The following is a 12,983-nucleotide window of genomic DNA, read 5'->3' on the forward strand; positions in this document are numbered from 1 at the left end:
TTTGGCTGCGCAAGCCTCTGGGTTAATGCGTTTTGCTGATATTGGCAACATGAGCAAACGAGAGTTAGATCAACTATTTGATATCTTGTTAGAGCTTAAATTTGACGGACACTTTAATGGCTTTTGGAATTCAGTACCCGAGTCAGTTGAATTTATGGCCAATGGTCGCGTTGTAATAGAAAGCATGTTTTCACCGGCAGTTTCTGCACTAAACGCCCGCAATATACCAGTTGTTTTTGCCGCGCCAAAAGAAGGCTATCGAGGCTGGCATGGGGTAATGTGTTTGTCTGCCGCCACACAAGGGATAAACAAAGACGTCGCATATGAATATATGAATTGGTGGTTATCAGGTTGGCCAGGTGCATTTATTGCGCGTCAAGGATATTATATTTCCAATCCCGAGCGCTCTAAACCATATTTAGCTCAAGACGAATGGGATTATTGGTATATGGGCAAACCAGCCGCAAAAGCTTTAACTGGACCGGATGGTCGATTGAGTGTACCGCAAGGTGATATTCGAACTGGCGGAAGTTACACAAAACGCATGAGTAATGTGGTGGTTTGGAATACAGTAATGCCCACTTACGAGTATAGTTTACAAAAATGGTACGAATTTATTAGTGCTTGAGGGTTAAATGGACATCATCAATTTAGCAATGCGCCATGCTAGAACTTTGTCTGTGCAAATTATTGTTGCCGGTCTAGTGTTCGCGTTATTACTAATTGGTGTTGCCTCTATCTTATTTCGCACGCAGGATGCGTTATCTACTAGCCTTAAACAAAACCAAGCGTCGATAGATGAAATTAACGCGGTTCGGTTGATCGAACGTGATGTAATTGATTTACAGCGCAATGTGCTCATATACAAAAGTACTGCGAGCAAATCAGCCCTCAAGCGTTTTACTATGTTGTATCAAGACATCCAAGAAAACTTAGCGGCGCTCACTTCTTTAAAGCGCAATGATAAATTTTCAGATTATAGTCGGCGTATGCAATCGCATTTAAAAGACTATCGAGATAATTTTAATACGGTAATAGACAACCGTTCGTTAAGGACAGAAATTGTACAAACTGAAATAACGACCATCTATACCGCTTTACACCAACTGATTGAGCAAGCGATTATCGATCAACAATCTGCGCAAGAATTATTACAAGCTATAAAAATAGAGTTGCAAAACACAGAAGTCGCTTTGCTGCGCTATTTAGAACAACCAGACTCAACCCATACACAAGCTTTTGCCCAAGCTCATAGCGCTATAGTGGCACTAGTAACCCAACTACCAGAGCAAATTTCACAACCTTTTAGCGAGTCTTTAACTGAGTTACACGAGCATTTTTACAACGTAGCTAATGTGACTCGAGGGTATAGCTTTTTGGTCAACGTAGTGATGGCTGGTACCGCCAATGAGATTCTATTTCTCTCTAAGCAACTGAGTGCGATAGAAAGAGCGCAGATTACACGCAAAAACGAGCAAATTGTCAGTGCTGTTGAAGCGCAACGTCAGCAAGCATTGTTTATTTCCATGTTTGGATTACTCTTTGCTGTGGTGCTAGGTATTTACTTTGTGTTACGAATTTCGCGGCCGATTATTGACATCACAAATGTTTTTCGTGCTTTATCACGAGACAAGCCCGTTGGGGTGATAACCCACAAACATAGAACGGATGAGGTTGGTGATTTAGCGAGGGCTGCTGATATCTTCCAACAAAAGATTATTCAAACTAAAGAGTTGTTATTGCAATCCCAAAGTTTAAATTTAGCTTTGTCTGAATCTAAACGGGAAGCCGAAGAGGCAACTATCGCTAAAAGTCAGTTTCTAGCTAATATGAGTCATGAAATACGCACACCGATTAATGGTATTTTGGGTCTAGTACATTTGGTATTAGAAACTGATTTAGACTCAAAGCAGCGTGAGTATTTAGAAAAAGCTGATTATTCTAGTAAATTACTACTGAGTATTATCAGTGATGTATTGGATTTTTCAAAAATTGAGGCGGGCAAGCTTGATGTCGATTATTTGCCTTTCTCGACCCATGACTTTATTGATGGTTTGTTGGCTAATATTCATACCATAGAGCAGGCGAGCAAGGTGCAAGTTGTCTTAGAAGCAGAGCCAACAATCCCTGTTAGTTTGGTGGGTGATAGCATGCGCTTAACCCAAGTGGTCATGAATTTAACCAATAATGCATTAAAGTTTACCGAGCATGGCCAGGTTAAAATTCGCATGTGGGGTGAACACCTGGCTGGTAGCAATTATCGCTTATATGTGCAAGTCAAAGACACAGGTATAGGTATGGGAGCCGATCAACTTGAGCGTATTTTTGACTCTTTTTGCCAAGCGGACGCGTCTTCTCGACGCAAATATGGCGGCACTGGACTGGGGTTAACTATCGTTAGAGAGTTGTGTAATCTTATGGGAGGCGATGTTACGGCAAAATCTGTGTTAGATGAAGGCTCTGAGTTTAACTTAAATGTGATGCTTGAGGCCGATAGTGACAACCAGATTATTGAAAGCCACCTCGCAAACCATGCAACTATACAAATATTTGGCAATGAGCCATGTTTTGAACGTTACTTAAAAGCCAGCCTAGCTGTTTACCAAAAACGTCGGCTTAGTACGTCGGCAAAATTTGAACCTGTTGATGGGCCTTTTGTCCTCATCTTGTCGCAGCGACTGTATGCGGATAATTATTTATCCAATTTGGACACACAGCAACACGCGTTTTTAATTGTTGCCGATATTTGCCATAAAAGCTGGTTAGAGCAATTGGCAAAAGTGCCTAAGCGCAATATTTTGTACCGGCCTTATGGACCTAGAGAGTGGTCAGATAAAATCTCAAGTATGTTGGCCAGCTCTGACAATCAAGAGCAAGAACAATTACAGGTGGCTGAAGATGAAGTGCCTAGCTTTGCTGAAGCAAAAGTATTATTGGTTGAAGACAATGAGATAAACCAACTTGTTGCACGGGCGATGTTAGAGAAATATCAAGTCGTGGTTGATGTTGCCGAAAATGGCCAAGTCGCGTTAGATAAAATCTCTGATGAAAATAGCTTTGAGCTGGTGTTTATGGATATTCAGATGCCAGTGATGGACGGTTATCAAGCAACCCGAGGGTTAAGAGAGAAAGGCTTTGCTAATTTACCTATTGTTGGCTTGTCTGCCAATGCTCTGCAGCAAGACTTTGAAGCGGCCAAAAAGGTAGGCATGGATGACTATCTAACAAAGCCGATTGATGAGCACAAGCTACTTGGAGTGCTTAGTCAATACTTAACCATAAAGTAGCAAGCTGCGCCATTTTGGTGAATTGAGTTTGTTGTAGTTGGTGAATGCACAAGCTTGATTATTTATTTCATTTATACTAAATATTATTTAAAGTTTATTGTTTGTTTGAATATGGATTGATTTTCATTTTGACTGTGCTTTTTTATATGTGAATTTTGGTTTTGTGTGTTTGATACCTTGTATTGTTGTTATAAAGTTGTTGGTATAAGGATCTGTTGGTTGTTACTCTTCGACGAGAATTCATCTAGTCTCAATGCCTGTGCCTTGCTGTCATAATTTCGGCATGTAATTTGATTATCATATTCAAATGTAAAACCTCAAGTCGGGCGGGGCGTCAACGAAGATGGTAGATCTTGAACTGGGCATTTTGAATCGCAGTGCATTTTTTACGGAGTTAAAAACTGAATATCAAAATGGCGTTAAAAATAATCAGCAAGCATTATTTATTGCACTAGAGTACGACTGTGTGTGTAAATTGCGCAGTGTTATATGTACCGAGCATATTAGTTTCTTGTTGGCGAATCTGGTTGAGGTTTTTAAAGCGCACTTGCCCGAACGTGCGATATTAGGCAGAAGTTTGAAAGAAATTAATGCCTATATTCCAAATGTTGAGTTGTCCGACTTAAATCAAATCATTCAGCGCTTACAAAACGCCTTCGAAATGCCGATCTACTTGCCTAACGGCCGCATGGTTGAAGTTAAACCCAAACTTTTATCTGCATTTTTACCCGGGATTTTACAAACGCCGAATGATCCTGATGCGGTGATTAATCAGCTTGCGATGTTTCTAGGACACGTTGACCAAATGGATCAAGTCAAAACGCATTTCCATTTAAATGAGCAAACTTTATCGTACCTAAATCAACGCATTCAGATTGATAAGCTAATTTTAGGGGCTCAAGCGAATGATGAGCTGTATGTACTTTATCAGCCAAAAGTTACTATGGGCAATCAAGGTATAATTGGGGCAGAAGCTCTAATTCGTTGGTCATCACCTCAGCTAGGTTTAGTGTCACCAGAGCAATTTATCCAACGTGCTGAATTTACAGGTATGATACAAGCCTTATCTCTATATGTTTTACAGGATGCCATTGTTTTATTAGATAGAGCTCGGGTACACAACGAACAATTTACCGTCAGCATTAACTTAACTGCTACTTGTATTGAGTCAGGTTATTTTATTGCTGAGCTTGAGCACTGTGTCAAGCATTCAGGACACCCAGCATCAGCCTTTGAGTTTGAAGTGACCGAAACCGTGGCCATACAGCACTATGAAACAGCCATAAAAGGATTGGAGCGCATTCATGCCTTGGGCTGTAAAATCGCCTTAGATGACTTTGGTACCGGATACTCTAGTTTATCTTGGTTGTCTAAGTTGCCGCTAGACACACTTAAAATTGATCGAACCTTTGTCAGCAATATGTTTAACTCAAATGCCGACGTACAAATAATCAAAGCTGTAATCGCGTTGGCTAAAGCATGTGAGCTAAATGTGATTGCAGAAGGTATTGAAACGGAAGAGCAAGCCGAAGTTTTAGAGTCTTTAGGCTGTGAGCAGGGTCAAGGGTTTTATTTTGAGCGACCAATACACCCAGTTAAGTTATTACCGTTAATTCAAGCGCAAAGCCACCAAAATGCGAAATATAAAGCCAAAGCACAACGGGCAAGTCGTCGGCTATGGCCAAATATTTTGAATAAGATGAATTAATTTACAATAAACTAAAAGCTTGTTGGCTGAACAAAACCCGCTCTATTGCGGTGCGGGTTTGTTGCTGTTTTTCGATCATTTTTAATCTTGGTTTCAAACCACAGCCGTTAGCGATTTGAATAGACAACCCAGGTCTTGCATTTAACTCAAGCAGTAGTGGGCCTTTTTCTACATCTAATACGATATCCGCACCTAGATAACCTAACTGAGTTTTTTCATAACACTTAGCGGCGAGTTCAAGCATGTCTGTCCAATTGGGTACTTTGAGTTCGCTAAGCTTTTGTTGGGTGTCAGGGTGATACTCAACTGGTTTGCCAAATTGCACCGCATGTAATGCCTGACCATTGGCTATATCTAGTCCAACGCCGACCGCGCCTTGGTGTAAATTTGCTTTGCCATCAGAAGCTTCGGTAGATAGGCGCATCATAGCCATCACTGGATAGCCTTTGAATATGATAATTCGAATATCAGGCACCCCTTCATAACTATAATCGCTAAACAGTTGATCAAAGTTAATTAAGCGCTCAATAATGGCTTTGTCAACTTTGCCGCCTAAACTATACAAGCCTGCCAGAATGTTACTGCAGTGGTGTTGCAAATGTTCGATATTCAGTTCACTGCCATTGGGTTTAGCAAAATTAGGGTTGGCATTGTTTTGAATTACTAATATACCTTTTCCACCACTACCTTGCGCTGGTTTAATGACAAACCCGCCTGTGCTGGGTAATAAAGTCATCAAGTTATTGATCTGTGATTGGTGCTCTATTGTTGCGATTAATTCAGGTACATGGATATCAGAATTTTCCAATAAACGTTTAGTTGCCAGTTTATTGTCGACTAGTGGGTAGAGCTTACGCTCGTTGTAACGCGCAATATATTTTATATTGCGCTCATTCATACCTAATATGCCAAGGCTGGCTAATTTAAACGGATTTACCAGCATATCTCTCTACCAATGATTTAAAGCGAGCAAGTTCAAACAATCGATAACCTGTATAGTTGCCGAGTGCTAAAATGGCCGCGAGCAAAATTAATTGCACACCCAAAAAGTTAAAAGTGAGATGACGAATAAATTCATTGGTCATAGCTAAATAGGCAATTACAGCAGTTAATAAGCTGCCACCGCCTTGAATCACCACTTCTTTTGCACCTTCTTCTTCCCATAACACAGACATACGCTCAATTGTCCATGACAAGATAATCATCGGGAAAAAGGTTACTTTGAGCCCTTCACTTAAACCAATTTGGTAACTCAATAAACTAAATAGCGTGATAATGGCGATAACACTGATGATTACTGCTGATATTCGCGCGACCAATAGTAAGTTTAAATGAGATAGGTAACTGCGTAGTAATAAGCCGGTAAAGACAATTAAAGTAAAGCCAACTAACCCGGTAACTAAAGAAGTTTGAATAAATGCGAGTGCGATCAACACTGGCATAAAGGTACCTGATGTACGTAAGCCGACGAGTATGCGCAACATACACACAATTAGCGCGCCGACCGGCAGTAGTAAAATAGTTTTGAATAGCGCTTGCTCTTCTAGCGGCAAGCTATGGATTGAGAAGTTGACTAAACTTTGTTGGACATTTTGTTGTGCTTTAATTGCGGAAGCTATGGTTTCTTGGTGTTTGATGATTGAGAAGCTGACTTTCGAATCAAAGCCGCCCATCACCTCTAACATTGGCATATCTTGTTGTTGCCATAACAACATATCTTGCGGTTTACCACGTTTGCCCGTTGCAGGGTCGAATATTACCGAGTTTTGGCCACTCTGCCACACTTTCACCAATGGAACTAAAGGTTGACGACGTCGGCCATCCTCTAGCTTCACCGCATGGATAACACTGGCGGCAATCCCAGCGTGATTTAGCAGTTTAACCGCAAGTTTAGCTGGCTCAGACTCTTCATCTCGCAACAAGGCTAAGTTCTGCTGGTTTTGCTGTGTGGTTAAGAGTTGAAATAGTTGTTGTGCATAACTGATCGAGTCTGCTGAAATTGATAATAACTGCTGATTGATTTGTTCAGCAGCGGTTAAATAGGGTTCTGCTAGGCTTACTGGTGGAATGGCGGGTGGTGTTGACTCGATATCGTTTTGCAACTGGTCATGTAAAAAATCAACCCGATAAAATAGAGTTTGTTCACCCTGAGCTTGGCGAATGCTCCATTCCAAAATGTTTTCATTGTCTAAATATGCAACACCATACCCGGAAGATGCGCTAGATTCTGATAAAACAGCGTAACCTTGCTGACTACTTGGACGCGCCAGTTTAATTTTTACTGGCCCATTGTCGGCAGTAAACTCCACTCGAGCTTCTATCGACCAAGTTGTTAAAGTTTCACCGGGCAAAAATGGCACTTGAAAGGTTAGGTGGCGGTATATCGACATCACCAAACCTGTTACAAATAATACGCCAATCAAAGCATAAAAAGGCCATCGGGCATACTGCATGGAGATTTCCTTATGATTTTACTTTAGGGTGGATAAATGACTTACCCACTTCGATTAAAGTGATGTCTTGTAAAAACTCGCGGCCGAGCAATACTGGGTAATCCATATCAGTTCTATCTGCCAAGGTAAATTCAGCCTCTTGCTGGAGGTCGTTACCCAGTTTTACGACCAGTTTGATGACGGTTCTACGCTCCAGTTTATCAGATGAAGCTTGGCGTATTCGTGCGGTCCTAACCACTTTGGCTTCCATATCATAGTCTAATTTAGCTTCTGTATGCGTTAAGGTGAATTTAACCCAGTCTTCCCCATCTCGTTCAAAACGCATGATATTTTTAGCGCTGATAGAGGAGGTGGTTGCACCTGAGTCGACACGAGCTTGGATATGTCTTTGTACAGAAGGCACAAAAATCCATTCAACCTCGCCTACAACTGTTTTGCCATTTAATTTATTAGATGTTTCGGCACATTGTTGGTTTTCTTGTTGTGAGGTCTGATTAAGCTGTTTATATATTTTATCGAGCTTTTTACTGGTTTGTTGCTGCTGTTTATCGAGTTTATTTAAACTTTGCTGTTGGTTTGAACATACCTGAGCAAAGGTTTTTTTCAGCTCTACTAGATTCTCTTGCTTGGATGTATCAGATGCATTAGGTGTCATCGAACAAGCCGGTAATAGTGCACATAACACAAATATTGGTAGGCTTGTTCTATTTGGGTGAGTAAATAGAGTATTTAACATACGTCCTAGTCTAGCGTTAAATAAAATCTATCTTCTCACCACTTAATTGTTTCCCGCAAGGGGTTGAAGGTAAAAAATTGCACTAATGCTATTTTTTACTATTTATTTTGCTAAATAGCGGGCTTTTTTATTGGCTTTTAGTTTAGTTATATCGACCAAGACTAAGCCGTCTATGCAGTCGGCAAAATCAGGGTCAACCCCAAAATCTAAAAATTTAACGCCATCTTCTTCACACAGTTCGCTGTATTGTTTATACAGTGTTGGCACACTGGTTCCCATGTTGGCGAGCATAGATTTCAGTTTAGCAAAATCCGTTTTGTAGTTATCGCCGGTGAACTCAGTTTTCAGAACCGAAATAACATCATTGGGTATTTTATACGGTTGTTTCGAGCTGGCGATAACTTCTTGGTGTTGAAAATACAATTTGTAAAAATATACCATTAAATCTTTTGCTGGTTTAGGCATGCTATTACTCATGCTTACAGGGCCAAAAAGATAACGAATGTTAGGATGTTTTTTTAGAAACGCTCCAATACCGTACCAGAGGTAATCAAGGCTGCGCATTCCCCAATATTTTGGTTGAACAAAGCTGCGGCCAAGTTCGAGACCATGCTCGAAGTATTTTTGCATTTGTTGGTCATAAATGAACAAAGAGTCTGTGTATAAACCGTGTTGCCCATGTGCTTGAATGATCTCAAGTGTTTGGCCTAGGCGATAAGCACCAACAATTTCTTGTTCTTGTTTATCCCATAAGATCAAGTGCTCATAATAAGCGTCGTATTTATCTATGTCGCGCTTTTTGCCACTGCCTTCGCCAACCGCTCTGAAAGATAACTCTCTTAAGCGGCCAATTTCTCGCATAATTGGCGAGCTGTCTTCAAACTTGTATAGATAGATATCTTTGTTGTCGGCGGTTTGACCTAACAACTCACAATTATAAATGGCTTTGGCCAATTCTTGACGATGTTCTGGACGTGCTATGGCCGATTCGGTAACAAAGCAGCCTTTTTTTTGTTTACCAATACGGTACAAATGGCGCTGGAAAAGTCTTATTTTTTCTTTATTGGTGAGTTGGCTGCCTTTAAAGCTGTCGTATGGTATGAGCTCACCAACTCGTACGGGCATATTTTTATCTTGTTGTTTAAACATTTCGTTGACCAAAAATAAGGTCGAAAGTGGTTTGTACAACATAGATAACAGATAAAAAGAGTTGGAGTTTTTCCCTTGAACATGAATTGGCAATATAGGCGATTGAGTTGCTTGGGCCAATTTAAGGAAGCCACCATTCCAGCGACTGTCGCGAATACCTGCTGGTTTTAACCGCGAGACTTCGCCTGCTGGAAATATAATGACGGCGCCGTTGTTATTGAGATAATCTTGGATCCCTCGGATATTTTCTCTTGCGGTGCGTCCTGCCATATTATTGACTGGCAATAACATTGGACGGAGTGGCTCAATTGCCATCAATAATTCATTGGCAACAACTTTAAAATCTTTACGAACTTCGCTGACTAATTTAATTAATGCTAGCCCATCCAATGAACCGATAGGGTGGTTGGCAATAATCACACAGCGCCCTTGGCTGGGGATCCGCTCTAAGTCTCTGGCTGAAATGGTGTAGCTGAAATCAAAATATTCGAGTGACTGTTCAACAAAATCTAAACCACGTAAATGTGGGTAATGATCGGCGAACTCGATGAACTCTTGTTCATGTAAAAGTCTTTTGAGAACTTTACGCGTAAGCGTGCTCAAAATAGGGTGTTTTTGTAGTTGAGGTAGATTTTTCTCTATAACTTCTTCAACAGTAAACATGGTTCAGCTCCTAATAAATAACAGCTGAACTCTAACGAGATAGTGTGAACAGTGGATGCAACTTTTATTGCATTTTTGTTGCTGATAATTTGCTCAATGCAATAAAAGCTGTTCGGCCAACTGAGTTAGGCTGCATGGCTAGCAGGTGTTGTGACCTTAGCCGATTTAAGCTGAGTTAAACTTTGTACGGTTTCGGTCCAATATATCAGTTCTAATTGCCCATCTAAGTGCTCCGTGAGCACAGTGCAGTTTTCAATCCAATCACCGTCGTTGCAATACAAAATACCGTTTTTATATTGCATATCTGGCTGGTGGATATGACCACAGACAATACCATCAACACCTTTGCTTTTGGCATGTGCAATTGCAGCATCTTTATAGCGTTCTATCGCCGCGGCTGCACCTTTAACTCTGCTTTTAATATAACCTGCTAATGACCAGTATCCCCAACCCATTTGTTTACGGAAGCCGTTGCAGCACCGATTTAAGAAGAGTAAAAAGTCGTATAGAACATCACCTAGTTTTGATTGCCATTCACCTAAGCAAACTTGACCATCAAATTCGTCGCCGTGCGTTACAATTAATTTTTGCCCAGTACCTGTGGTATGGATGATATCTTGGTGAATTTCTATGTCAGCAAAGGTCATTCCGATATATTGGCGTACTTTTTCGTCATGGTTGCCTGGTATGTAGACAACCCGTGTCCCTTTGTGGGCTTTATCAATTAAACTATCGATAACTTGATTGTGTGCCGCGGGCCAATGTACGCGTTTTTCTAGCGCCCAGATATCAATTATATCACCGACCAGGTAAATTGTTTTGGTGCTCACTTGTTCAAGCAGGTCGAGTAGAAAATGTGCTTTGCAGTCTTTGCTGCCCAAATGGATATCTGACAGCCAAATCGCTTGGTACTGCGTTTTCTTGTGTTTCATATTTGCATCCCTCTTGGTTGAGTTCCCAACGATATAGAAATGACCTTTCTGATTTGTTAGGGATAGATGCAAATATGCAGAGATGAGATTAAATTACGTTGACTATTTAATGAACATTCTATTACTGCTCTAAGTACTTTCCAACCGCAGCGAAAAAGCCTTGAGTGTCAACAATATCATATCGATTACAATGGCGTTGACCCTGTAAAGTATTGCACAAGTATAACCATCTATTCTGGCCATCTACTTGAACTTCGGCATTGGTATCTAATAAAAATGCTTTGCTGCCAAATCGACTTGGTATGTATATACTCTCAGCTACAACACCTAGCTTTTCGTAAGTGATAATTTTAGGGTAAGGCAAAAGCGCTGCAACAAGCGCCAATAAAGCCAAAAAATACCACTTTGCTTTGCTTGGTTTTTTAGCAACCACAGGTGCTTGAGCGGCCTGAGCCGCTTGTATTTGCGCCATTTTTTGTTTAATCAGCGCTTGCTGTTTGTCAATAGCTGCTTTTTGTTGCTTTTGTCTGAGCTGCTTTTGAAACTCTTCTTTATTGAGTAACTGTTGTTTCTGTGGGCTGTTCATGCTCTGTCACTTTATTACTGAAGATCAGGCCTTCATTGGCAACACTAAATAAAAAGATACTATAAGTTGCAACATTTTGCTGAATAGATTCTAAACTGATCTTGTCAAAAGTATCATTTGCAGAGTGTAAGTACTTAAAATAATTATCAGTTTTTTGCACCCAATTAAATATTGGAATATCCAGTGCAAGCATATGTTGTGTGTTAGTCGCACCACCAGATGCATTATGGCCACGCTCAATCGCCAAATCAGTTGTTAATGTGTGTATCTTATCTGCAAGCTTGAGCGCCGACTCATCAATATTGGTGTCTAGCCTGAAAATAGACTCGCCACCTAAATCAGCTTCAGTTGCAACAACTATGTGTTTGTCATTTAAGTGTTTAATATAGGTTTTTATACCTAGTTGATTAAACTGTGCCGCGGTTACAAAGACAATTTCGATGTCATGTTTTAGTTTATCTTGAAATTGGATTAATTGTTTAATTATACCTAAACCAATGCCAATGCCGGCTGCATTATCTAACGCGCCCGTGCCTAAATCCCAAGAATCAATATGTGCGATAAAAACAACTTTGTTTGGATTGTTTTGACTGTGATCAGCGCTCAGCGTTGCAATAAGGTTGTAGGTATCTACCCAACGGCTTTCGCTATTTTGTAAATTGATGAGTAATGCAACGGGCAGGTTTCGTGCAAAGAGTCTGTCGAGTAAGTCAGCATCGGCTGGTGAAATCGCTGCTGCCGGAATTTGGGGGGAATTACTGTGATACCTGACTGCGCCTGTATGAGCCGTTCGGCTTTTGTCAGTAGTTTGTGAACGGATAATGAGTGCCTTAGCCCCTTTATTTGCAGCGATAATCGCTCCTTTTTGGCGGATTCTCTGCATGTTTAAATAATCTTCTGCTGGACTATGTTCATCTAACTTTCGTGAGATATAAACAATTTTATCTTTTAATTTGTCGGCTTCTACAGAATTTAAATGGTCGAAGTTATTTATTTTAATTACTTCGGCTTCTAGGCCCTCTGCAGGGGTTGCAACACTGCCACCCAATGATTCAATGACCAATTCATGTTTATACGGAGAAATGACCTGTGCCGAGGCGGATATACGCTGCCAATTGCGGACTTTTAGTGGTTGTTTGCTCAAGTGACCAACCGACAGTTCAGTTAGTTGCTGCTCTAACCATTTCAGTGCGTTTAATTCTTTTGCGCTGCCTAAAGGGCGAGCGCCAATTTCTGTGGTGATGGCTTCAATTTGGTGATACGCATAGTCATCTGATAAAGCTTGGTTCTTTATCTTTTCAATCATTTGCAGTGACTCGGCTGCAAAACTTACTTTTACTAAAGAAATGATTGATATTAAACTTAACCACGCAGTTTTGGTTTTCAACAATTTTTGCATTGAAATAATACTAATTATTTATAATTCAACTAAGCTCAATATTATTGCATTAAAAAGGCCAAGAATCAGC

The 12,983-nt window shown here is 40.6% G+C and carries 9 protein-coding genes and 1 pseudogene; 3 read left to right on the top strand and 7 right to left on the bottom strand.

Going from position 1 to position 12,983, the window contains the following annotated elements; translation table 11 throughout:
* From DS2_RS14470 to DS2_RS19995, 3 genes and pseudogenes are all read left to right on the top strand, one after another.
* A pseudogene (locus tag DS2_RS14470) lies at window positions 1-628 on the top strand (extracellular solute-binding protein); the annotation flags it as partial.
* Window positions 629-635: 7 nt separating this feature from the next.
* Complete coding sequence (locus DS2_RS14475) at window positions 636-3,287, top strand: hybrid sensor histidine kinase/response regulator (protein WP_035015552.1); 2,652 nt, start codon at window positions 636-638, stop codon at window positions 3,285-3,287.
* Between the two features lie 343 nt (window positions 3,288-3,630).
* Window positions 3,631-4,995, top strand: a complete 1,365-nt coding sequence (locus tag DS2_RS19995) for an EAL domain-containing protein (protein ID WP_051479907.1) — start codon at window positions 3,631-3,633, stop codon at window positions 4,993-4,995.
* A 1-nt stretch (window position 4,996) separates the two neighbouring features.
* Here the strand turns inward: DS2_RS19995 and DS2_RS14485 are convergent, their stop codons facing one another.
* The 7 genes from DS2_RS14485 to DS2_RS14515 all read right to left on the bottom strand — a co-directional run bounded on the left by DS2_RS14485 (window position 4,997) and on the right by DS2_RS14515 (window position 12,913).
* A complete protein-coding gene (locus DS2_RS14485; protein WP_035015553.1) occupies window positions 4,997-5,938 on the bottom strand; it encodes an alpha-L-glutamate ligase-like protein in 942 nt (313 codons plus the stop codon).
* On the bottom strand, window positions 5,919-7,448 hold the full coding sequence (locus DS2_RS14490) for an inactive transglutaminase family protein (RefSeq protein ID WP_035015554.1): 1,530 nt from the start codon (window positions 7,446-7,448) through the stop codon (window positions 5,919-5,921). The genes DS2_RS14485 and DS2_RS14490 overlap by 20 nt, the downstream gene beginning before the upstream one ends.
* Before the next feature lie 10 nt (window positions 7,449-7,458).
* Complete coding sequence (locus DS2_RS14495) at window positions 7,459-8,103, bottom strand: ATP-dependent zinc protease (protein WP_235188620.1); 645 nt, start codon at window positions 8,101-8,103, stop codon at window positions 7,459-7,461.
* A 183-nt stretch (window positions 8,104-8,286) separates the two neighbouring features.
* On the bottom strand, window positions 8,287-9,996 hold the full coding sequence (locus DS2_RS14500) for a GNAT family N-acyltransferase (RefSeq protein ID WP_035015556.1): 1,710 nt from the start codon (window positions 9,994-9,996) through the stop codon (window positions 8,287-8,289).
* A gap of 125 nt (window positions 9,997-10,121) precedes the next feature.
* Window positions 10,122-10,928, bottom strand: a complete 807-nt coding sequence (locus tag DS2_RS14505; protein WP_035015557.1) for a UDP-2,3-diacylglucosamine diphosphatase — start codon at window positions 10,926-10,928, stop codon at window positions 10,122-10,124.
* A 121-nt stretch (window positions 10,929-11,049) separates the two neighbouring features.
* The gene (locus DS2_RS14510; RefSeq protein ID WP_035015558.1) at window positions 11,050-11,514 is read right to left on the bottom strand and encodes a hypothetical protein; all 465 of its coding nucleotides are present in this window, start codon (window positions 11,512-11,514) and stop codon (window positions 11,050-11,052) included.
* Window positions 11,480-12,913, bottom strand: a complete 1,434-nt coding sequence (locus DS2_RS14515) for a M28 family peptidase (RefSeq protein WP_035015559.1) — start codon at window positions 12,911-12,913, stop codon at window positions 11,480-11,482. The genes DS2_RS14510 and DS2_RS14515 overlap by 35 nt, the downstream gene beginning before the upstream one ends.
* Window positions 12,914-12,983: the final 70 nt, after the last annotated feature.

The organism is Catenovulum agarivorans DS-2 (assembly GCF_000568405.1).
GTDB classification, from domain to species: Bacteria; Pseudomonadota; Gammaproteobacteria; order Enterobacterales; family Alteromonadaceae; genus Catenovulum; species Catenovulum agarivorans_A.

What these genes read in the sequence shown, in the direction of transcription:
- DS2_RS14475 (WP_035015552.1), top strand. Translation starts at nt 636, where the DNA reads ATGGACATCATCAATTTAGCAATGCGCCATGCTAGAACTTTGTCTGTG.
- DS2_RS19995 (WP_051479907.1), top strand. Translation starts at nt 3,631, where the DNA reads ATGGTAGATCTTGAACTGGGCATTTTGAATCGCAGTGCATTTTTTACG.
- DS2_RS14485 (WP_035015553.1), bottom strand. Translation starts at nt 5,938, where the DNA reads ATGCTGGTAAATCCGTTTAAATTAGCCAGCCTTGGCATATTAGGTATG.
- DS2_RS14490 (WP_035015554.1), bottom strand. Translation starts at nt 7,448, where the DNA reads ATGCAGTATGCCCGATGGCCTTTTTATGCTTTGATTGGCGTATTATTT.
- DS2_RS14495 (WP_235188620.1), bottom strand. Translation starts at nt 8,103, where the DNA reads ATGACACCTAATGCATCTGATACATCCAAGCAAGAGAATCTAGTAGAG.
- DS2_RS14500 (WP_035015556.1), bottom strand. Translation starts at nt 9,996, where the DNA reads ATGTTTACTGTTGAAGAAGTTATAGAGAAAAATCTACCTCAACTACAA.
- DS2_RS14505 (WP_035015557.1), bottom strand. Translation starts at nt 10,928, where the DNA reads ATGAAACACAAGAAAACGCAGTACCAAGCGATTTGGCTGTCAGATATC.
- DS2_RS14510 (WP_035015558.1), bottom strand. Translation starts at nt 11,514, where the DNA reads ATGAACAGCCCACAGAAACAACAGTTACTCAATAAAGAAGAGTTTCAA.
- DS2_RS14515 (WP_035015559.1), bottom strand. Translation starts at nt 12,913, where the DNA reads ATGCAAAAATTGTTGAAAACCAAAACTGCGTGGTTAAGTTTAATATCA.